A 22,740-nucleotide genomic window follows, 5' to 3' on the forward strand; every position below is an offset into this window, starting at 1 on the left:
GTTTGGTTTTTAATTGTTATCAAATCTAAAGTCATTTTCTAAAAACTGGGTCGTTGCATCCTCAATTTTATAGTCGCCGATTTTCGTACGTCTTAGTTGTGTTAAATACGCACCTACTCCCAGTTCCTGTCCGATATCATGAGCAAGACTTCGGATATAAGTTCCTTTAGAACATCCTACGGTAAAGCTTACCAAAGGTAAATCTATTTTAATATCTTCAATATAGAGAATCGTTGTTTTTCTAGATTTCATCTCAACTTCCTCCCCTGCTCTTGCCAAATTATAGGCTCTTTTTCCATCAATTTTTATTGCTGAAAAAACAGGAGGTGTCTGATCTATTTCTCCTAAAAATTTCATTACAGCCTCATTAATCTGCTCTTCTGAAATATGTGAATAATCTTGTGGAAGGATCTCTGGTTTTTCAGTATCGTAAGATTCTGTTTGTACACCAATTTTAATCTCGGTCCAGTATTCTTTCGGAGCATCCTGTATTTCAGGAATCTTCTTGGTGAATTTTCCACAACAAACAATAAGAAGTCCTGTTGCTCTGGGATCTAATGTTCCGGCGTGACCAATTTTAAATTTTTTAGGAAGATTAAACTCTTTTTTGAGTTTGTATTTCATTTTATTGACTGCCTGAAAAGAAGTCCAATCCAGAGGTTTGTCTAATAAAAAAGTATATCCTGATTGCAGTTCTTCAGCTGTCATGAATGATAAGTAATGTGTAATAGGTAATTAATAATGCTTTATTTAAAGAAATAGAAATAGATCAACAAAGCCAATCCAACAAAAATACGATACCATCCCCAAGGTTTGAAACCATATTTATTTAATACTCCAATAAAAGCTTTAATAGCAATTAATGCCACAATAAATGCTACAACATTTCCAATCACAAAGATCATAATATGATCATTTGATGCCATAATCATCTCATATCCTTTTTGAGGATTAGGTGTTTCTTTACCCCAAGTTTTAACAAAAATAGAATATACGGTAACAGCCAGCATGGTAGGAACCGCCAAGAAGAATGAAAATTCTGCCGCAGCTTTTCTCGTTAATCCCTGAGTCATCCCTCCAATAATGGAAGCTGCACTTCTACTTGTTCCAGGCATCATTGCAAGACATTGCCAGAAACCAATTGTTACTGCTTTTTTTACGGTAATTCCTTTTTCATCATCAATGGTAGGATTTTTAAACCATTTATCTGCAAATAATAAAACGACCCCTCCAAGAACCAAAACAGATGAAATTGCAATCTGATTGCCAAGAATAGCCTCAATTTTATCATCGAACAAATATCCTAAAGCCAATGCAGGAATAACTGCGTAAGCCAATTTAAAATAAAACTTGATGTTATTAAAATCAAAGAATTTTTTCCAATAGGCAACTACCACAGACAAGATGGCTCCAAACTGAATGGAAACCTGAAACATCTTTAAAAATTCGTCTTCTTGCATCCCCATTAAATTGGCTGCAAAACCCATGTGCGCGGTAGAAGAGATTGGCAAATATTCTGTCAGCCCTTCAATAATGGCAATAATGATTGCTTTGATTAAATCCATAGTATATATAAAAATTTAAAGATTAAGAGATATTGAAATCTAGAATATTCTAAATCTCGCAATTTCTTAATCTTTAAAATAAAAATTAATTATTTTCTTTTTAAAATCGCGTACCCTTCAATCACAAACCCTATTACAACGAATAGAGGTGCAATTCTTATTCTTCTGATAGAAAATATATCTTCATTCCAAGAATTAGGATCAAATTTTCCGTCAACAGTATTAGCGTCATGTCCCATCATTAATAAAAATCCGACAACAATAAATGCTAGGCCAATAAGCATCCATTTAAAGTTTTCTTTACCGAAATAGAACGTGTTTTCCTGTGATGTTTCAGTTTCTTTACCGAAACTGGCAGCAGAAAATTTATTTGTTTGTTTGCTCATTTTTAAGAATAATATAAATCGTCAACATTAGATTTCAAGAATCTCCACGTTGCGATGATTGTACTTAGAACCGTAATTAAAACTCCAACTCCCAATACGAGTACAATCAACCAAAAATACTGCTGATTATCCTGTACGAATGATGACCCGATCTGGCTCGTGAAATAATACCAAACACCACATAAAGCAGCAAGTCCTATGAAAGAACCAATAGCTCCTAAAATAATAGCTTCAATAATAAAAGGTTTCAAGATAAATCTTCTTTTTGCCCCTACCAACTGCATGGTTTTGATAATAAATCTTTTTGAAAATATTTTTAGACGGATAGAGTTATTAATTAAAACTACCGCTAGAACCAAAAATAAGAGAGAGAAACCAAAAATCCATTTTAAAATTCGACTTAGGTTATTGTAAACATCTACCATTAAGGTACTGTCGTTTTTCACATCTACAATTCCAGGAACAGATTTAATGATCTTTATCGCTGCATCAATTTTTGCAGGATCTACATACTCCGGTTTTAAAGCAATTTCTATAGAAGAAGGGAAAATATTTTCCTCAAAAAGGGCATCACTATCAATTCCCATACTTTTTTTCGCCTCTATTGCCGCTGCCGCTCTCGAAATGTAAGTAGCTTTTTTTACAGGTGCTAAAGTCTGTACCTTTTTTAAAGTTTCTTCTTCAAGTTTAGCAATTTTTACAGAATCTTTAGCATCATAATTTTCATCAAAGTAAGCATTGACAACCAATTGCTCCTTGATATAGTCAGAATATTTCTGGGCGTTGATCAAAATAAGTCCCATTAATCCTAACAAAAATAACACTAAGGCAATACTTATTACGACTGTAATATTGCTGGATCGAAGTCTCTTTTTATTAAATTCATCTACAGATTTAGCCATTAATATTAAAATTTTTGGCTAAATTAGAAAAAAACTTCCGAAATTTGGGACGAAATAGAGAAAATCATTGTTAATAAAATCATAAAAAAACTTGAGTGTAAAAGCAAAAAAGCATCTTGGTCAACACTTTTTGACAGATGAAAATATCGCAAGAAAAATCGTAGAAGGTCTTAGTTTTGAGAACTATAATAATATTATGGAAATAGGCCCCGGAACGGGAGTTCTTACCAAATATCTTCTCGAAAAAGAGCAAAATCTTTATCTTGCAGAAATAGATACCGAATCTATAGAGTACCTGAAAAACACCTATCCTAAGATCACAGAAGAGATCTTTGTAGGAGATTTCCTGAAACAGGATTTCAATTTTATTAATAACGATCAAATTGCTATTATTGGAAACTTTCCTTATAATATTTCTTCGCAGATATTATTTAAGATCATCGATCACTATGAATTGATTCCGGAAATGGTGGGAATGTTCCAAAAAGAAGTGGCAGAAAGAACAGCATCTGTACCGAGAACGAAAGAGTACGGAATTTTATCTGTTTTGGTTCAGGCATACTATGATGTCACTTATCTGTTTACGGTACACGAAAACGTATTCAATCCGCCTCCTAAGGTAAAATCCGGAGTTATAAAATTAACCCGAAACCCAAAAGAAGGGCTGGCAGGAAATGAAGTTCTTTTCAAACAAATTGTAAAAGCGGGTTTTAATCAAAGAAGAAAAAAACTATCCAATTCTTTAAAAGTATTAGAAATCCCTGAAGAATTAAAGACCCATGAGTTTATGGATAAAAGAGCTGAGGAATTAAGTGTAAGTGATTTTATCAACTTCACTAAACTTTGGAAAGAAAACCGATAAAACTTTAGAAATAAAAAAGCCTTTCAATTAATTTTGAAAGGCTTTTTTGATATTTGCATTATCTATTTATTATTCTCTGTTCTTTAATAAGATCCAGCCAGACCAATTCATCTGAGCTTTTGATTTAGGGTATTCAAAATTGAACTTATACCAATACGTAGCTGTTGGTAATCTTTTACCACCTACTGTTCCGTCCCAGATAGGTTGTTGTTTTGAGAATCTGAACATCTCTACTCCGTATCTGTCATAAATAGAACCCGTGAAGTTTTTAAAATCTCCCAGTGCCTTAAGATCCAGAACATCATTAATTCCGTCTTGGTTAGGTGTAATGATATTTGAAATATTTAGGGTAAAGAACTCAAGTGCTCCCACACAATGTGTTCCTACTACCCTTACCTGAATGTGATAGGTTGTATTATTTTGTAATCCTGTAAAGATATTAGATTGCTGCCACAATATCCCTCCATCAATAGAATATTCTAAAACACCTTGAATATTATTAATTGGTGGGTTTTCAGCAGTAATAGTCAGCGTGCCATTTCCATAATTAAGATTAGAAACGAAAGGTGAGGCTGCTCCCATTACTTTCACAGAAAAGGGTCTCTTACAGTATCCATTATCTATTTCCACCGTATAAATCCCCCATTGATCTACTGTAATCGTTTGGGTAGTAGCTCCTGTACTCCATAGGTATTTATAACCAGGACCTGCCCCTGCATCTAAGATCACTCTATCCCCAATACACATTTCAACATCTTTTAATGGAGGAACAATCTCTGGGACCACTTCTACAATTATTGTGGCTGGCTGTAATGATTTACATCCTTTTGCTCCGATAGCATATACCGTGAATGTTGTCGTATTAAAAAGAGTAACTGTCTGAGTACCTCCAGTACCTAAGAAATTATTCCATAGGTAAGTAGTTCCACCTGTGGCCGTTAAACTTACTGATTCTCCAGGACATATCTTGATTCTGGAAGATGTTACAGTTGCTTTAGGAGTAGTCTCCTTTAATAATTTTAATTTAATTAATTTACTACAGAATCCTCCATTAGAAACCACTACATATAAGATTTGTCCATCACTTCCATTATAGTTTAATGGTGTTGTAATATAACTATTGTTTTGAGCTATCGCATCTGCCTGATTTACATAAAAATGAAATACTGCACCAGGTGTTGTACTGATTGATGGAATTGCATTGGATAGATCAAAAGTTGTAATATCCGGAGTACTACAAAGTAATAAAGTAGCATCCTGAGCCACCGGAGTTGTCCCTCCATGAATTTGAATCGTTGCTTTACCCGGACATGGATTTCCAGGAACCTTTACTTCAATTGTATAAGTTCCGGGTTGGGTCGCTGTAATTGTATTTGTTATAGCTCCATTAACGGGTACTCCGTTAAAAAACCATTGATATAATAAATTAGGATCACTCACAGATGCTGTGATCACCTGAGGTACATTATCACAGACATTAATATCTGAAGGCAAAGTAGCTCCCGAAGGATCTAATAAATCTACCCCAATATTAAAAGAGCCACCTTCTAAAAACACTGCTGAGTCATAACCAGGATCTCCAGCATCAGCAATTACCATTTTAAAATGATATTGCTGTCCTGCAACTACTGTTGCCGTAGCCGTAAGAGGTATTGTTCTCCCATTAAGATTTGTATCAATAATTGGAGGATTATACCCCGCAAAATATTGTGCGTTTACAGCTCCACAATATAAAGGAAATCCACTATTATCATTTGCTGGGTGAATATTAGTAACACTTACAGGGCCTCCAGCATTAGGTAATACAGCCATATTAGTATAAGGACCACCTGTAGATGGTCTAATTAATAAAGCAAAAGAATCTGCATATCCACAAGGAAAAGTACCTGTATATTCTTCAGAAGCCATTAAATAATTAAATTTTACCTGAGATGATGTAGGAACGAAATCAAATTCCAATATTACAGCATCATACAATGGCTTACTTGGGCTAGTAGCTGCCACTAAGTCTGGGTCGCTACCTGTTCCTAATGGGTCACTAAGTCCAGAGTCCGGAGTATTTCCCGCACGGCGAGCTTTTCCTGTAATCAACATAATTCCATCTTTAAAAGGAAAGTTGCTGTTAGCTTTATGAAAATACCCCCAGGCTCTTTCAGTATTACTGGCTGGTAAATTTGGGGTTACTACAACATTCGAAACACTAGGTGTTATACAAGAATTGGTTCCTGATGATATTAGTACATCCTTTACTAATTGCTCCATCGTAAAACTGGATTCGTTATATCCGGGAGCATTTACATCAATAAGAGTCCCTGCTTTTGCTGTTAAAGCAGACTGCTTTCTTATATGGGGTTTTCTTGTTGGTATAGTTTGTGAGAACAAAGATGTTGAAATGATTAAGAATAAGAAAAAAAAGGGTAGATATCTCTTCATAATATTTTTGTTTCAACAAATTTAATTTTTTTTTAAATATATCACACATATATTTAATTATTTATTATCAAAACAACAACAAAGCCTTCCGATTGGAAGGCTTTGTAATTATTAGGCTTAATTTTTAATTTCTATTTTTCAATAATATCCAACCTGTTCTTAGTTCAAGTTTTTTGCTTGCAGGATTATCCCACTGAACTTTATACCAATACGTTGCTGTAGGTAAATTAAGATCTTTTATCGTTCCTCTCCAAATAGTTTCAGATTTAGTAGCTTTAAATATTTCCTGACCATATCTGTTAAAAACAGAAGCTCCAAAGTTATTATATTCACTTATTCCAGAGAAATCTACAACATCATTTTTACCATCTCCGTTTGGTGTTATTGCATTACTTATAACGAATGTAAAATAATCTAATGAAGTACTACATTTAGCATCTTTAACCCTAACCATCAAATGATAATTTGTATTATTTAAAACATTATAAAATACATTCGAATTCTGCCATGTTACCCCACCATCAATAGAAAACTCTAAAACTCCACCTGTAGGATTTGTAGCGGTAAGAGTAAGAACATGGTTTTCGTACACGATATTCGTAAACTGAGGTAATGCTGGATTTAAAATTTGAGCGGTGAAAACTTTAGAACAAACTCCATTGCTAATCGTAACACTATAAGTTCCCGTAATATTCGTAGATATTGTTTGGGTAGTAGCTCCGGTACTCCATAAATACGTATAATTTGGTCCGGCACCAGCATCTAAAATCCCCGTATCCCCTTCACAAACAAAAACATCTTGTAATGTCGAAACAATCGCAGGAACCACTTGAATAGTAATTGTTGCTGGGTTTATAGAGGTACATCCATTTCCACCCAACGCATGTACAGAATAGATAGTAGTAAGTGTAGGCGAAACAATCTGAGTATTACCATTACCTGTTAATCCTGCCCAACTATAGGTAATACCACCGGTAGCTGTTAAAGTAACAGATTCTCCAGCGCATATTTTCATTTTAGAAGCTGTGAGCCCTGCTATCGGAGGCCCAACAATTACAGTAACTGTTGCCGGAGTTGCAGAAATACACCCGTTTGCTCCTACCGCAAAAACGGTATATACTGTAGTCGTTGTAGGAGACACAACCTGAGTATTTCCATTACCAGGAAGACCATTACCCCAATTATAAGTAGCCCCACCTGATGCTGTTAAAGTAAGAGATTCACCTACACAAATTTGAGCAACAGAAGATACCAATGCCGCCACTGGAGGTGTTTTATCCTGGGCTACTGTAACTGTTGAAGTATATGTACACGTTAAATTTCCGGGTTGTGTTACGTTTGAAACTGTTAATGTATAAACTCCACCAGCGTTTACCGTTGGGGTTAAAGTATTAGCCCCTGAAACAATATTACCCCCTCCCGTTGTTGTCCATGCAATAGTAGAACCTGTCGGAACTACAGATGCACCAGCGTTTATTGTAATTTGATTGGTTGTACATGTAATTGTTTGTGGAGCAGCTATTGTTAATGTTGTTTGCGCTGTTCTTATAAGCTGCAAAGTAACCACATAGCTACAACCTCCATTTCTTACCAAAACATAAATCGTCTGATTTCCAGCACTGGAAAATGTTGTAGGTGTAGGAATTGTATTTCCGTTTCCTGCATTGGCATCTGCTTGAAGCAGATAATAATCAAAAGTAGCAGTACCAACCGTAGTTATTTGTGGTTGCGCAGAAGTAAGATCATAAATAATATTTCCTTGCTGATAACATTTTAACAAGGTTGCATTTTGTACTGTAATCGGTTGAGAAACTTCTATTGTAATTGTTGCCGGATTTTGAGACACACAACCATTTGCTCCAACTGCCGTTACTGTATACGTTGTTGTAGCAGTAGGAGTTACAACTTGTGTATTTCCATTACCTGTTAATCCGCCTTGCCAGTTATAGGTAGCTCCACCCGAAGCTGTTAAGGTAACAGACTCTCCGGCACAGATAAGAACTTTCGTGGCAGTTAGCCCTGTTGTAGGTGGCGCACTATCTCCTGTTACAGTAACTGTTGAAGTAGCTGTACAATTAAGATTTTCAGGCTGATAATTTTTTGTAATCGTTAAGGTATAAGTCCCTGCATTATTCACCACTGGGTTTAATGTGTTTCCACCAGAAACAATATTTCCTCCTGTAGTTGCCCAGTTAAATGTAGAACCCGCCGGATATACCGATGCAGAGGCATCTAATGTAATCTGTGAATTTATACAAGTTAAAACGGTTGGTGGTACAATTGTAGCAGTCATCTGAGCTGCCTTTATAAGCTGTAACTGTGCTACACTTGAACACGAACCACTGGTTACTCTAACATATACCGTACCCCCAGCACTTGAATAAGCTGTAGGGGTAGCAATTGTACTCGTATTTCCTGCATTAGCATCTGCTTGGTTCACGTAATAAGTAAATGTAGCTCCTGGAGTGGTATTGTTAATTTGCGGTTCAGCTGTAGTTAAATTAAATACAGCATTCCCAGGAACATAACAAACAGTTAAGCTCGCATTTTGTGCTGTAGGTGGAACCCCCATTGTAATGGTTACACTGGCAGTTCCCGGACATGAATTTCCTGGGATTAAAACATTAATGGTGTAGGTTCCAGACTGTGTTGCTGTATAACTAATGCTGTTAGCACCAACAATGGGTACATTATTCAATAACCACTGATAGGTAGCTCCAGGAATATTAGCCGAAGCCGTAAGAACCTGTGGTACATTACCACAAACATTAATATTGGGAGGAAGTGCAGCTCCCGCAGGATCCAAAATTTTAACTCCAATATCAAAAGATCCGGCTTCTAAAAATACACCCGAATCATAATTTCTATCCGAATAATCTGCCAATACCATTTTAAAATGATAAGTCTGGCCAGGGACTACTGTAGCTGTAGCTGTTAACGGAACTGTGCGTCCTGTAAAATTGGTTTCAATCTGAGGATTATTCAATCCTCCAAAGTACTGTTCATTCTTTGGTCCGCAAGGTAAACCTGCAGGAATAATATTGGTAACACTTACGGGTGCTCCATTGGGAAGAACGGCAAGATTGGTATAGTTAGGATCTCCCGCTTTTTTTAGTAATAAAGCAAAACCATCCGAGATGTTACACGTAAAATTATCATAGTATTCTTTTGAAGCAAATAGATATCTGAACTTTACTTCAGTAGAAGTAGGAACAAAATCAAACTCTATATAAGTAGCATCAAACAATTGGTCATAGGGAACTCCCAAAGCAGTAGCGAGATCAATATCTCCTCCTGTTGTTAAATGATCATTTAATGTTCCCTGGTAGTTATTCCCTGCCCTTCTTGCATAACCTGTCGTAAGAATAATACCTTTAGCAAATGGGAAGTTGGTACTTGCCTTATTAAAATATCCCCAACTTCTATTGGGATCAGTTATGGCTAAATTTGGAGAAACAACAACGTTAGATACATTGGCTGTAGAACAAGTAGATCCTCCTGCTATCAAAACATCTTTTACAAGTTGTGTAACATTATAGTTTGATTCAGGATAGCCTGCAGCATTCACATCTATAAATGCTCCAGCCTTCATTGATGCTGACTTAGGCGGCTTCGCAGCTTCTATTTTCCTCCCTTGAGAGAAAACAAAAGTACCAGTAAGCATCAAAAGTAAAGCAAAAAATAAACTTCTTGTCCTCCAATTTAACATTTTATATTATTTTAAACAAAAATACTATTTTTTTTGATTGAAATTCAATTATGAAGAATTTACATTATTATGAATACAATTTTATTTATTATCAAGTATCAATTTCACTTTACTAAAAAAGGCTAACAAATTGTTAGCCTTTTTTAGTATTTAATTATTTTATTCAAAATTCTTCAGCAATATCCAACCTGTTTTTACTGTTGGTTTTTTACTTGCAGGATCATCAAAGTTAAGTTGATACCAGTAAGATGCCGTTGGTAAACGCTTCCCTTGGAAGAAACCATCCCAATATGGTCTTATTTTTTCAGCTTTATACACTTCACGTCCGTATCGGTCAAAAACACTTGCTTTAAAGTCTTTGTAAGTCATCAATCCACTGAAATCTATTTTATCATTGATATTATCTCCGTTTGGCGTAATTACATTTTGCATTACAAATGTGAAATATTCTAAAAAGCCTACACAACTTGTATTTTTCACTCTAACTCTGATCTGTACCACTACATTTCTAGGAATATTAGTGAATGTATTAGAGTTTTGCCATGTCAGTCCGTTATCCGTAGAATATTCTAAAGGCCCGTTGCTTGGATTACTTGCCGTAATCATCATCGTTCCATTTTCATTATAATTCACATTGATAATTTCCGGAATAATAGCCTGAATAACCTGTGTTGTATATATTTTAGTACAAACTCCGTTGTTAATCGTTACACTATATGCACCAGGTGTACCTACTTGAATTGTTTGAGTTGTAGCTCCAGTACTCCAAGTATAGGTATAATTTGGCCCTGATCCCGCATCTAAAATAATTTTATCCCCCACACAAATCATTCCACCTTTAAGATTGGAAGTAATTGCAGGTACCACTTCTACTGTTACTGTAGCAGGCTGTAAAGATTTACATCCCTGTGCACCTATTGCATATACAGTATAGGTAGTTGTTTGATTTGGAGTCACTGTTTGCAATGCCGCAGTACCAGAAAGTACATTCCATTCATAAGTTACCCCACCGGAAGCTGTTAACGTTACAGATTCTCCTTTACATATTTTCAATTTTGAAGCAATAAGCGCAGCTATTGGAGTTGCCTCTTTTTGTAAAGTCAATGTAACGACCTTACTACAAAACGCACCGTTAGAAACCAGAACATATAAAACCTGCCCATCCGTTCCGTTATAACTCGCCAAACTAGCCGTAGGAATAAAAGTATTATCCTGAGCCTGAGCCCCAGCCTGTGTTGGATAAAAACTAAATACAGCTCCTGTAGTTGTGCTTATTAAAGGCTTAGCAGTATTTAAATTAAATGTACTTACAGTTGGAGTTGTACATAATTTCAAGATAGCATTCTGTGCTACAGGTGTTGTCCCGCCAATAATCTTAACCGTTGCTTCAGCAGGGCAGGTATTTCCCGGAACCATAACCTTAATTGTATAAACACCTGGTGAGGTTGCAATATAGGTTGCACTTGTAGCTCCAGGTATTGCGACTCCGTCTTTGTACCACTGATAGGTTGCTCCTGTAATACCAGAAACCTGAGCTACTAAAGTCTGAGGAATATTATCACACACTTTTAATTCACTTGGTAAAAGGACCCCGCTTCCATCAACGAGCTTAATTCCGATGTCAAAAGACCCCCCTTCAATAAATACAGCAGAATCATAATACATATCTCTATAATCAGACAAAACCATTTTAAAATGATAAGCAACTCCTGGTGTAACATCAGCAATTGCTGTCAAAGGAACCGTTCTTCCATTATAATTCGTAACTACTTTAGGCGCAGGATTATAGCCTGAAAAATACTGTTCATTAATAGCAGGACATCCTAAAGATCCTGTTACTACAGGATGTATATTCGTCATACTTACAGGCCCTGCTGCTCCAGGTAAAACAGCTACATTTACATAAGGACCACCTGAGACAGGTTTGATCAATAAGGCAAATGCATCTGAATATTGACACGGAAAACTACCCGTATATTCCTCAGAAGCAAAAAGATAATTAAACTTTACCTGATTAGAATTGGGTACAAAATCAAACTCCAGCATGACATTATCATTATAATTATCAGCAGGGTTAGTAATAGGAACTGCCGCTACCAGATCAGGATCATTTATACCTGCACCGGTTACAGGTATACTAGGAGTGGCTGCTACGTTTCCAGCTTGTCTGGCGTAACCTGTCGTTAAAACAATTCCATCTTTAAACGGAAAGTTTGTTGTTCCTTTATGGAAATATCCCCAAAATCTATCGTTATTAGTTGTTGGTTGGTTAGGAGTTACCGTTACATTCGACACATTAGGGATTGAACACGTAGATCCTCCATTAATAAGAACATCTTTCACCAATTGTTCAGCACTGTACGTAGAAGGTACATATCCTGCTGCGTTTACATCTATGAAAACTCCGGCTTTTTTGTTCACCGATGTTATGATAGGTTTAGGAGCTTTCCTCTGTGAAAATACAGAAGTGGAGATAAACAAAAGCACTAAGGGAAAAAGGTAGTTTTTTAGTCTATAATTTAACATTTTGTTGTTGTTTGTTCAAAAATACTATTTTTTTTAATTAAAACTAAATTTGAATTATATTATTAGCAAAAATGACAATAATAAATCAAATAATTACCATAATTCATTTTATCGTAAACCCCATTATAAAACATAAAAACGGTTAATATTTTATTAACCGTTTTTTATACTTTTATATTTATTTACTCATCTATATGATGAGTAAAATTAATCTTTCTTAAGTTGATCAATCATACTTTGAAGTTCTGAAATTTGATCTTTCAATGCCTTTATTTCATTTTTATTAGAACTCACGTGGCTTTTAAGAATTACATTTTTTGCTCGCTCATTATGATCCTCCTCTTCTTCATCTTCGTTGATCTCTTCAATATCTTCCTGAATATCTTCAATGTCTTCATTAATCTCCTCAATATCCTCGCTGATCTCTTCGATGTCTTCACTAATTTCCTCAATATCTTCCTGAATATCTTCAATATCTTCTTGAATATCTTCAATCTTTTCGTGGCTTCTATTCACCGACATCTGAATAAAAATGGCCAGATAAATTGCCTCTAAAGAAACCACAGTTGTAAGAATCAAAAGCATTTTATCAAACTCCACCATGTGCAGCAAAGGAAGAAGAAAAGAAATAATAAAAAAAAGTGTGTGAACAATAAGTGAAGGTATAGAGCCTATCCACCAAGTAATTCCGTTTGCAATCTTTTCTAGAACTTCTATTTTTTCATGTTGTGTTTTCATCTTTATATTTTATAATAATTCTTTTGTTACTCCTAATCCAAACAAGGCAAAATCATATTTGGCAGGATCTTTTTCATCAAACTTTCTAATAATAACATCAAGTTCTTCTACCGTTTTCCAATCATTTTGAGTTCTTGAAATCAATCCTAATTTCCGGGAGATATTTCCGGTGTGAACATCCAATGGAATTGATAAATATTTTTGATCAATATTCTTCCAAATTCCAAAATCTACTCCTTTTTTATCTTGACGAACCATCCAACGTAAAAACATGATGATCCTTTTTGTAGAAGAGTTTTTATAAGGCGAACTTACGTGTTTGTGCGTTCTGTGTTTCTCAATTCCAAGAAATTGTGTTCTGAATCTTTCAATAGAATGAGAAAAATTGGTTTCAGAATCTTTAATTAAAAATAAATCTTCTAAGCTTTCATTCTCCTTATAAATTCTATTGAACTGTTTAATAAAATAAGAGAAATCCTGACCATTGAAAGTTCTGTGAATACTTTTATTCTGAAGAGATTCTAAGTCTTTTTCAGAGTAATTCATTACAAAATCATAAGGTGAATTGCCCATAATATCGAGCATCTTTTCAGCCGATTTTATGATTGCTTTTCTGTTTCCCCAAGAAATGGTAGCCGATAAAAAACCTGCAATCTCTATATCCTGTTGTAAAGAAAAACGGTGTGGAATCTGTAACGGATCATGTTCAATAAAATCCGGATTATTATACTGATCGGCTTTTTCGTCTAAGAAGCTTTTAAGCTCTTCAAAATTCAACATACAATTTTTAAAATTTTACACTTTCCAACGCTTTTGGTAAAAATGAATTGGTAAAAATAGTTCTCGCTTCATCTGTAAACACCGTTAAATCTCCATATCTGTTAGAGAAATGTCCTAAAATAAGTTTTCCAACTTCTGCTTTCTGAGCAATCGTTGCTGCTTCCAGAGCAGTTGAATGTCCTGTATAATCCGCCATTTCTTTTAAGTCATGTAAAAACGTAGACTCATGATATAGAACTGTTACATTTTTAATAATAGGAATTACACTTTCAAGATATCTCGTATCACTGCAGAATGCGTAAGAAACACACGGCGCAGGATCAACTGTCAATACTTCATTTTTAAGTACGTAGCCATCACCTAACACAAAGTCTTTTCCGGCTTTTATATTATGATAATCACAAGTTTCTATTTCATCATATTTTGCAATTTCCTTCATATTCAGATGTCTGTCTTTTGGTTTTTCTTTAAAAAGATAACCATTACAGTAGATTCTGTGATCCAAAGGAATTGTATAAACCTCTACCCTAGCATCTTCATAGATTTTTTCTGAATAATCTTTGTCCAGTTCATGATAAACTACCTCAAATCCACGATGTGTTTCGGTAATTGTAAAGATGGTATCAAGCATCTTTTTAATCCCTTTGGGACCATACACATGCAAAGGAATATCACGTCCTAATAACCTGAACGACGCAATGAGCCCAGGAAGACCAAAACAATGATCCCCGTGAAGATGCGAAATAAAAATATGATTGATCTTTGAAAATCTCGCTTTTGCTTTTCTTAGCTGTACCTGCGTTCCTTCACCACAATCTATCAAAAAACATCTTTCTTCCATTTCTAAAAGCTGAGATGTGGGTGAAGTATTCACTGTGGGAATCGCTGAATTAAAGCCTAGTATCGTTAAATAAGTACTCAAAACAATAGTTTATTATGCCGACAAATGTACGACAGATTTTTAACTTAACCGCTGTCATTCTGAACGTAACAAAGTGAAGTAAATAATCTATTGAATAGGTTGAGATTCTTTCTTCATCATAAATCAAAGATTCGGTGCAGCCAATGACAAACTAACTGTGAAAATTTTTATGGTTAAAAAATTAATCTTTCACTTTAAAAAACTCTAAGAATAAATCCAACGCCTGTTTACGGTGGCTGATCTTGTTTTTATCTTCAGGATTCATCTCTGCAAAAGTTTTTTCGTATCCTTCAGGAACGAAAATTGGATCATATCCAAAACCTTTGAATCCTTTATTTTCTGTCAATAAATTTCCTTGAGCTCTGCCGTCGAAATATTTTGCACCGTTTTCATCGTAATAACATAGAACCGTTATGAAATAAGCTTTTCTATTTTCAACACCTTCCATTTCACTTAAAACTTTCTCTATATTTTTAGCAAAGTCATGATCTCCTGCATATCGCGCTGAAAAAATTCCGGGTCTTCCGTCTAAAGATTCTACCACCAACCCGCTGTCATCTCCCAAACTTGGAATTCCTGTTTTCTCGAAGCAGTATTTGGCTTTAATTAAAGCATTGGCGTTGAAGGAGTTTCCGTCTTCTACAATTTCTTCGTGAATATCATAATCAGTCAGACTTTTTACGACAAATTCGCTTCCTAAGATCTGCTGAATTTCTTCTTTTTTATGCACGTTGTGGGTTGCTACCAATAATTCCATATCCAATTTCATTTTTTTAAATTCTTTTTTTTAACACGAAAGGCACAAATAATTTTCACGAATAACACGAATCTCATTTGTGAAATTTGTGCTTGAAAAATTAGTGTTATTTGTATTTAGATTTACATTTCAGAATAATGCACTTTATATTTCTTCATAAAAAGATAGTAGAATAAAGAAAAAAGTACAATTCCAATGCCTAATATAACCCATTCAGAAACTTTAAAAGCTTCTGCAAAACTCTCATTTTTAGTGTAGGTAATTAATAATGATGAGCATAAATTATTAAAACCATGCAAAAGCATCGGTAATAGTAAAGACTTTGTTTTATAATACACCAAACCAAGTACGCATCCCAATAAAACTGCCCCTACAAACTGCCAAGGATTCGCATGAACCAATCCGAAAATAATGGAAGAAAACAAAATAGCCTTCCAGGGTTTTACGCCTTTATTCATTAATCCTTTCTGAATAATTCCACGAAAAATAATCTCTTCAAAAATCGGCGCCATAATAACGGCTGTGATAATCATAGTAATAGGCTCACTCGTCAGCTGATTCATCAGATCTGTGAAGAAATCATAGTATTTTCCAAAGAAAGGTCCTGTTGTAGGAATTTGAGCTGCAATAAATTCTGCAATAAACATCATCCCAATCATCAATGGAAAAATCAACACATAGGTGTAAAAATTCGTGGGAGAAAAATTAAAATTTAGTTTCTTTTTTGTAGTTGGTCTTACCACGAAAAAATCAAAAAATGCAATAGCCGTAAGAAACCCGGCCGCATTAGAAAGCATTAAAAACCAATCTTTCAATTGTATATTCTGTCCAAAAACAATTTTACAAAAAGTACTAAAAAGAGAAATGAACATGGTTCCCGCCATTAATCCACCCAATAAAACAACCCCTCCGATCCATGTGAACGTAAACTTTGGGTATTTGCTGTTTTCCATGTTTTTATTGTAATAATTTATAGAAACAAAGGTAATTGATTTTATGGAATTGTAAATCATTATTGAAGTTTTGAATGATAAATATTACCTTTTTAGCACCCTTATTATTCCGATACTATTTTTTTCTGAAGTAACTTTGCACCTTAATTTTTTTCACATGGATAGTTTAGTAAATCGGTCAGAGAATGTTAATTTATCCTTGATGAGTTATGTATCTTTTACATTCGTAGGATATTTTATCATAGGATTGTCTCTGTCTGTTCTTCCGATTTTTATTAATAAAAGTTTAGGTTTTAGTTTGATTGTTGCCGGATTGGTGATTAGCTTACAATATGTTTCTACATTTTTTTTAAGGGCATACTCCGGAAAGATTATTGATGGGAAAGGTCCAAAACCAGCTGTCTTATTCAGTATGCTGAGTTTTTCACTAACTGGAATCTTCTTAATGATTGCTTATTATTTTAGGCTTTCCCCATTTATCAGCCTTACCTTTCTTATAATAACCCGTTTGCTTACAGGCTGTGCAGAAGGCATGGTAGGAGCAAGTCCTATCAATTGGGCAATTATGGCTCTTGGAGAAAAGTATACTGCAAAAATTATTTCGTATAACGGTGTTGCCTGCTATGGAGCTTTGGCAATTGGCGCATCGTTGGGGATTATCATTGAACACAAATTCAGTCTTTATGGAATTGGAATCCTTTCTATTATCTTAGGAATTCTGGGATTTCTCTTCGCTAAAACAAAAGAAAATAAAACCAATACCAATCATCAAGATTCGCAATCTTTCTGGAAAGTGTTGGGCAAAGTAGCACCTTTTGGAATTTGTCTTGCTTTAGGAGGATTGGGATTTGCATCTATTTCTACTTTTATTACTTTATATTACAATTACTTTCACTGGAATAATGGCGCTTTATGCCTTAGTATTTTTGGAGGATTATTTGTTGCCGGAAGATTAGTCTTCAGTAATGTCATTAATAATTATGGCGGAATAAAAGTCGCTATTGCCTGTCTTTTAGTAGAAACTATCGGGCTTTTAATTATTGCTTTTGCAACGACTTCACAAATGGCCCTTGTTGGTGCCGGAGTTACCGGTTTAGGATTTTCATTAATTTTTCCTGCGCTAGGTGTTGTTGCCATAAAAAGTGTTTCACCATCAAGCCAAGGTTCTGCGCTGGCTGGTTATGGACTTTTCATTGATCTTTCCCTTGGTGTTGCCGGGCCGTTAATTGGTGCGGTAGCCGATATTTGGGGGATGAAATATATTTTCCCTTTTAGTGCTGCCATGGTTTTTGTGGGACTTGGATTGGCTTTTGTTCTTAAAAGAAAGTCAAAAATTTAATTATACGTAAAAAGTTTAACCGCAAAAGAGGCAAAAGATTTACACTTTAGAACACTTAAGAAAATGTAAAGCTTTGAAAATAATTAAGATCACATAAGAAGAAAATCTAGTTTATAAAATGAAACACTAATTACACAAATGTGTTCACAAATTTCCACAAATTTAATTGTGCTTATTTGTGATAATAATTCGTGTTATTTGTGTTTAAATAAATGTTTTAAAAATCAAATTTTCAGGATTCGACAAAATTCACGATTTTTGCAACTTCAAAATACTATATGTCAGACTTAATCAAAGAAATAGAAAAAAGAAAAACTTTCGGGATTATCTCTCACCCCGATGCCGGAAAAACCACTCTTACAGAAAAGTTACTACTTTTTGGGGGTGCAATTCAGGAAGCGGGTGCAGTAAAATCCAACAAAATAAAAAAAGGAGCTACCTCCGACTTTATGGAAATTGAAAGACAGAGAGGGATCTCTGTGGCAACTTCCGTATTGGCTTTTGAATACAAAGGGCACAAAATCAACATTCTTGATACACCTGGTCACAAAGACTTTGCAGAAGACACCTACAGAACGTTAACAGCCGTTGACTCCGTTATTGTTGTAATAGACGTTGCAAAAGGAGTTGAGGAACAGACTGAAAAATTGGTTCAGGTTTGTAGAATGAGAAACATTCCGATGTTGGTTTTCATTAATAAATTAGACCGTGAAGGTAAAGATGCCTTCGATCTTTTGGATGAAGTTGAACAAAAATTAGGATTAAGAGTTGTTCCGCTTTCTCTTCCAATTGGGATGGGAGCTGACTTTCAGGGAATTTATAATATCTGGGAAAACAATATTCAGCTATTCTTAGAAGAGAAAAAACAGAGAGTTGGTGAAGCGATTAAATTTGATGATATCAACGATCCTACGATTGATGAAGTTATCGGTGAGAAAGCTGCAAAAAACTTACGTGAAGAACTTGATTTAATACAATCTGTTTATCCTGAATTCAGCCGTGATGAATATATGAATGGTGATCTTCAGCCTGTTTTCTTTGGTTCTGCTCTAAACAATTTTGGAGTAAGAGAATTATTGGATGCTTTCATTGAAATTGCACCAATGCCACAGCCAAAAGAAAGTGATAGCCGTATCGTAAAGCCTGAAGAAAGCACATTTACAGGATTTGTTTTCAAAATTCACGCGAATATGGATCCGAAGCACAGAGACCGTTTGGCTTTCGTGAAAATTGTTTCCGGAGTATTCAAAAGAAACGAAAATTACCTATTAGTAAGAGAAAATAAAAAGATGAAATTTTCTTCACCAAATGCTTTTTTTGCTGATAAAAAAGAAGTGGTAGACGAAAGTTTCCCTGGAGATATCGTTGGTCTTCATGATACAGGAAGTTTCAGAATTGGGGATACTTTAACAGGAGGTGAAAAATTAAGCTTTAAAGGAATTCCAAACTTCTCTCCGGAGCATTTCAGATATATCAATAACAGTGATCCGTTAAAAGCGAAGCAATTGGCTAAGGGTATTGACCAGTTAATGGATGAAGGTGTTGCTCAGTTATTTACACTTGAAATGAACAACAGAAAAATCATTGGAACGGTTGGAGCACTTCAGTATGAAGTTATTCAATATCGTTTAGAACATGAATATGGTGCGAAATGTACTTATGAACCGCTTTCTATGCATAAAGCGTGTTGGGTTGAAGCTGATGAAAAATCTGATGAATTCAAAGAATTTGCAAGACTAAAACAAAGATTCTTGGCTAGAGATAAATATAACCAATTGGTATTTTTAGCAGATTCATCTTTTACAATCCATATGACACAGGAAAAATTCCCGAATGTGAAACTGCATTTTATCAGTGAATTTAAACAAGACTAATTATTAGTTCAATATATAATAAGAATCCGTGAGAAATTTTCACGGATTCTTTTATTTATAGTTGAAAATTCATTTTATTCATCAGTAAATTTCTTTGTAAATCTTTTGTAAAACAAATTCAATCTATTGATTTTATATCGATTACAAATTTACCAACACAATACACTCCTTTTACAAGCGCTACAAGAACTTCACCGCTAATTTTACCTCATCAAAAAAATTAATGTTATGAAAAAGTTCATCTTACTGGTTGCTGTATCAAGCACTTTCATTATGTGTAAAAAGGGAGAAGCTGCTACCCAATCTCAATTTGAAAAAGCAGTGAATTCTGCAGACAGTGCGTCGGCAGTTGCATCTGAAACTATTAATTCTGTTCATAATTCAGCCAATGCTGCTTTAGATTCCGCCAATGTTAAAATAAAAGAATTCGAAGACACTAAAAACGGGATGAAAGATAAAATAGAAGCTACTTCAAAAATGGTAGATTCTTTATCTGATAAAATTACCGCTACAAAACTAGAGTCAAAGATTGAAAAGAAAGATTCTCTTCATAAAAAATCTGAAAAAATTGTTGTTAACGTTCCTGCCCCGAAAGTAATTAAAGAAACCAAAATCATCTATAAAGATAAACCTAAAACTGAAAATTATGAGCTGAATGTTCCCAAGAACAAAATGGTAAAAACAGGAACTTTGGAACTTACCGTAAATGATGCTGAAACAGCAAAAGAAATTGTAAAAGAAGAAGTAAAGAAATATGACGGTTTCATACGAAGTGAAAACATATCATTAAATAATGAAAACAAAATAGCTTATTTAAAAGTAAAAGTTCCGATTCAGAAGTTTGAATATTTAATGGATGAATTGAGTAATAATAACATCGGAAAAACAGAAAACAAGACCATTGAAGTGTCCGGACAGGATCTTGCACAAAATACTCTATGTGAATTAAACATAACCCTCTACGGAAATAAAGATGCTTACGCTGAAAATGAAAATCCCGAATCTTTCGGAGGTAAATCTTTAGCCGCCATTTCTTCAGGCTGGAATGTTATTACTTCTATTTTCCTATTTATTCTTCCTTTATGGCCTATATTTTTAATCGCCGGAATTGGATATTATTTTTATAAAAAGAAAAAAGAAAATCTCCCAAATAACGACTCTCATTAATCTATTCAAATCCATTCTCATGATGGATTTTTATTTTAATAATTTTTTAATGAAAACCATACGTAATACATAATACTTCTTCCTAACTTTATTATATAAAGAATAACCAAATGAGTAAAGAACTTCCCAATTTTAAATATGAGTTAGAGAAAAAAGAACCTCGCCTTGGACCTGGTGGGATTACAAGAGGTGTTTCTGTAAAAGAATTCGAAGCTTCACAAAATCTGGCAGGAGTAAGTATGCATTTGGAACCCGGAGCAATCCGTGAGCTTCATTGGCATGCCAACGCCGCAGAATGGGGTTATGTTTTGGAAGGAAAAATGAGAACAACTGTTATTGATCCTGAAGGAAATGTTTCCATAGACACTTTTAATCCTGGTGATGTCTGGTATTTCCCAAGAGGTTTTGGCCATGTTCTGCAATGCATCAGTAGTGAAGCCTGTCATTTTATTCTCATATTTGATAATGGCGATTTTTCAGAAGATCATACCTTCAGTATTACCGATTTTATCTCTAGTGTTCCGGTAGAAATTGCCGCACAAAATTTAGGAATAAGCGAAGAAGAGGTTAAGCAATTATATCAAGGTGAAGCTTATTTTGCACAATGTGAACTTCCCAATATTCATTCCGGCTTGGCATCACCCAGAGCTGAAATTTCATTAGTTTCTAAACACCGCTACCCTCTTGGCGCTCAACAACCGATAGTTGTTCCGGGTGGAGGCTTACAGAAAGTCGTTACCCAAAAGGAGTTTAATATTGCAAAAACCATCACCGGAAGTATTTTTGAGATAGAGCCCGGCGGATTACGAGAAATGCATTGGCATCCCAACGCAGACGAATGGCAATATTATATTCAAGGGAAAGCCGAAATGGGCGTTTTCTTGGCGGAAGGGCAATTTGTAAAAGATGAGTTTAATAAAGGCGACGTTGGCTATGTTCCCATGGGAGCCGGACATTATATTAAAAATATAGGAACAGAAAAATTGATTGTATTGCTTGGATTTAATAATGGTCTATATGAAGCCATTGATTTAAGCAGCTGGATCAGTGGAAATCCTAAGGATATTTTAAAAGGTAATTTTGGAGTGGGTGATGAAATCATTGATCAATTTCCAATTTCGGATAAGTTTATCATTAAATAATGTATACTAAGTCTTTATTAAAACCGTTAACCATTAAAAGAAGCAAAGGTTGTAAATATAAGCCTGTTTAAATTACTCAAAAAATTTAACCGCAAAAGGCACAAAAGCTATTATTGAATTATTAAAAGTTGAGCTATTTGAAAACAAAGCTTACAAAAGAATGAATTAAGTAAAATACCATAGAGGTTAGTTCGTTTTTCGAAATGACAAAACACTCTAAAAAAGTATTTAAAAATATTGTATTAAAGTTATGTGATTAGTGAAAGTAAAAGGCTCCCAAATTGAGAGCCTTTTGCTATTATTTCATATTCACTATTTTGTCTACAACATAGGTTGTATTTCCTCTCCATGGCAGAGCCCCGTTGTACTCTTTATAATGAAGATCAAAAGATTTTCCGCTGTTCAGCTGCAGTTGTATGAAAACTTCAGGGTCTGAAACAGAAAACTCAAATTCATAACTTGTAATACTTCCCGCTTTACCTGCTCCGAAACCTTCCTGAATTAGCTTGCCTTCATAGGTTTTGAAAACATAACCTTTTTTAATGGCATAATTCAGATAACCGGATTTTACTCCTTCTCCGAAAACAAAGAAATATTTATACCAGATAAATACTCCTAACAGCAGTAAAACAACGCCGAGGGTGATCCAAAAAGATTTTTTCATAGTGATATAGTGTGTTAAGGT

18 protein-coding genes are annotated in these 22,740 nt (G+C 34.7%); 5 read left to right on the forward strand and 13 right to left on the reverse strand.

All coding sequences use genetic code 11. The features are described 5' to 3' along the window. Positions 1 to 9 precede the first annotated feature (9 nt). The 4 genes from truB to BUB80_RS19735 form a co-directional block, all read right to left on the reverse strand. On the reverse strand, positions 10 to 708 hold the full coding sequence (gene truB / locus BUB80_RS19720) for a tRNA pseudouridine(55) synthase TruB (protein WP_073296742.1): 699 nt from the start codon (positions 706 to 708) through the stop codon (positions 10 to 12). Between the two features lie 38 nt (positions 709 to 746). Further along, entirely contained in the window at positions 747 to 1,565 is an 819-nt protein-coding gene (locus BUB80_RS19725) for an undecaprenyl-diphosphate phosphatase (protein ID WP_073296744.1), read from the reverse strand. Between the two features lie 89 nt (positions 1,566 to 1,654). Next, entirely contained in the window at positions 1,655 to 1,951 is a 297-nt protein-coding gene (locus BUB80_RS19730) for a DUF3098 domain-containing protein (protein WP_073296746.1), read from the reverse strand. Between the two features lie 2 nt (positions 1,952 to 1,953). Beyond that, positions 1,954 to 2,853 (reverse strand): cell division protein FtsX, encoded by a 900-nt coding sequence (locus BUB80_RS19735; protein ID WP_073296748.1) that lies wholly within the window; start codon positions 2,851 to 2,853, stop codon positions 1,954 to 1,956. A 91-nt stretch (positions 2,854 to 2,944) separates the two neighbouring features. Between BUB80_RS19735 and rsmA the strand changes: the two genes are divergently transcribed. Next, on the forward strand, positions 2,945 to 3,715 hold the full coding sequence (gene rsmA / locus BUB80_RS19740; protein ID WP_073296750.1) for a 16S rRNA (adenine(1518)-N(6)/adenine(1519)-N(6))-dimethyltransferase RsmA: 771 nt from the start codon (positions 2,945 to 2,947) through the stop codon (positions 3,713 to 3,715). A gap of 69 nt (positions 3,716 to 3,784) precedes the next feature. Here the strand turns inward: rsmA and BUB80_RS19745 are convergent, their stop codons facing one another. The 8 genes from BUB80_RS19745 to BUB80_RS19780 all read right to left on the reverse strand — a co-directional run bounded on the left by BUB80_RS19745 (position 3,785) and on the right by BUB80_RS19780 (position 16,533). After that, positions 3,785 to 6,148, reverse strand: a complete 2,364-nt coding sequence (locus BUB80_RS19745) for a choice-of-anchor L domain-containing protein (protein WP_073296752.1) — start codon at positions 6,146 to 6,148, stop codon at positions 3,785 to 3,787. Positions 6,149 to 6,272: 124 nt separating this feature from the next. Beyond that, positions 6,273 to 9,857, reverse strand: a complete 3,585-nt coding sequence (locus tag BUB80_RS19750) for a choice-of-anchor L domain-containing protein (protein ID WP_073296754.1) — start codon at positions 9,855 to 9,857, stop codon at positions 6,273 to 6,275. Positions 9,858 to 10,016: 159 nt separating this feature from the next. Then, positions 10,017 to 12,383 carry a choice-of-anchor L domain-containing protein gene (locus BUB80_RS19755; RefSeq protein ID WP_073296755.1) on the reverse strand — a complete coding sequence of 789 codons (2,367 nt, stop codon included), beginning with the start codon at positions 12,381 to 12,383 and terminating at the stop codon, positions 10,017 to 10,019. Between the two features lie 207 nt (positions 12,384 to 12,590). Next, entirely contained in the window at positions 12,591 to 13,121 is a 531-nt protein-coding gene (locus BUB80_RS19760) for a DUF1003 domain-containing protein (protein WP_073296757.1), read from the reverse strand. A 9-nt stretch (positions 13,122 to 13,130) separates the two neighbouring features. Next, the gene (locus BUB80_RS19765; protein WP_073296759.1) at positions 13,131 to 13,901 is read right to left on the reverse strand and encodes a TIGR02757 family protein; all 771 of its coding nucleotides are present in this window, start codon (positions 13,899 to 13,901) and stop codon (positions 13,131 to 13,133) included. Positions 13,902 to 13,908: 7 nt separating this feature from the next. Beyond that, positions 13,909 to 14,823 (reverse strand): ribonuclease Z, encoded by a 915-nt coding sequence (locus BUB80_RS19770; protein WP_073296761.1) that lies wholly within the window; start codon positions 14,821 to 14,823, stop codon positions 13,909 to 13,911. A 181-nt stretch (positions 14,824 to 15,004) separates the two neighbouring features. Then, the gene (gene rdgB, locus BUB80_RS19775; RefSeq protein WP_394334058.1) at positions 15,005 to 15,592 is read right to left on the reverse strand and encodes an RdgB/HAM1 family non-canonical purine NTP pyrophosphatase; all 588 of its coding nucleotides are present in this window, start codon (positions 15,590 to 15,592) and stop codon (positions 15,005 to 15,007) included. Between the two features lie 110 nt (positions 15,593 to 15,702). Then, the gene (locus tag BUB80_RS19780) at positions 15,703 to 16,533 is read right to left on the reverse strand and encodes a CPBP family intramembrane glutamic endopeptidase (protein ID WP_073296763.1); all 831 of its coding nucleotides are present in this window, start codon (positions 16,531 to 16,533) and stop codon (positions 15,703 to 15,705) included. A gap of 157 nt (positions 16,534 to 16,690) precedes the next feature. On the opposite strand from BUB80_RS19780, the gene BUB80_RS19785 reads away from it, so the two are divergent. From BUB80_RS19785 to BUB80_RS19800, 4 genes are all read left to right on the forward strand, one after another. Then, positions 16,691 to 17,872 carry an MFS transporter gene (locus BUB80_RS19785; protein WP_073296765.1) on the forward strand — a complete coding sequence of 394 codons (1,182 nt, stop codon included), beginning with the start codon at positions 16,691 to 16,693 and terminating at the stop codon, positions 17,870 to 17,872. Between the two features lie 278 nt (positions 17,873 to 18,150). Further along, positions 18,151 to 19,746: a peptide chain release factor 3 gene (locus BUB80_RS19790; RefSeq protein ID WP_073296767.1), complete on the forward strand. Its 1,596-nt coding sequence runs from the start codon at positions 18,151 to 18,153 to the stop codon at positions 19,744 to 19,746. 228 nt (positions 19,747 to 19,974) lie between these two features. Continuing rightward, positions 19,975 to 20,913: a DUF4349 domain-containing protein gene (locus BUB80_RS19795; protein ID WP_073296769.1), complete on the forward strand. Its 939-nt coding sequence runs from the start codon at positions 19,975 to 19,977 to the stop codon at positions 20,911 to 20,913. A gap of 110 nt (positions 20,914 to 21,023) precedes the next feature. Beyond that, the gene (locus BUB80_RS19800) at positions 21,024 to 22,055 is read left to right on the forward strand and encodes a cupin domain-containing protein (RefSeq protein WP_073296771.1); all 1,032 of its coding nucleotides are present in this window, start codon (positions 21,024 to 21,026) and stop codon (positions 22,053 to 22,055) included. A 298-nt stretch (positions 22,056 to 22,353) separates the two neighbouring features. Here BUB80_RS19800 and BUB80_RS19805 read toward each other — a convergent pair whose 3' ends face one another. Beyond that, the gene (locus BUB80_RS19805) at positions 22,354 to 22,719 is read right to left on the reverse strand and encodes a hypothetical protein (RefSeq protein ID WP_073296774.1); all 366 of its coding nucleotides are present in this window, start codon (positions 22,717 to 22,719) and stop codon (positions 22,354 to 22,356) included. Positions 22,720 to 22,740: the final 21 nt, after the last annotated feature.

This window comes from Chryseobacterium polytrichastri (assembly GCF_900142445.1).
GTDB lineage: Bacteria > Bacteroidota > Bacteroidia > Flavobacteriales > Weeksellaceae > Chryseobacterium > Chryseobacterium polytrichastri.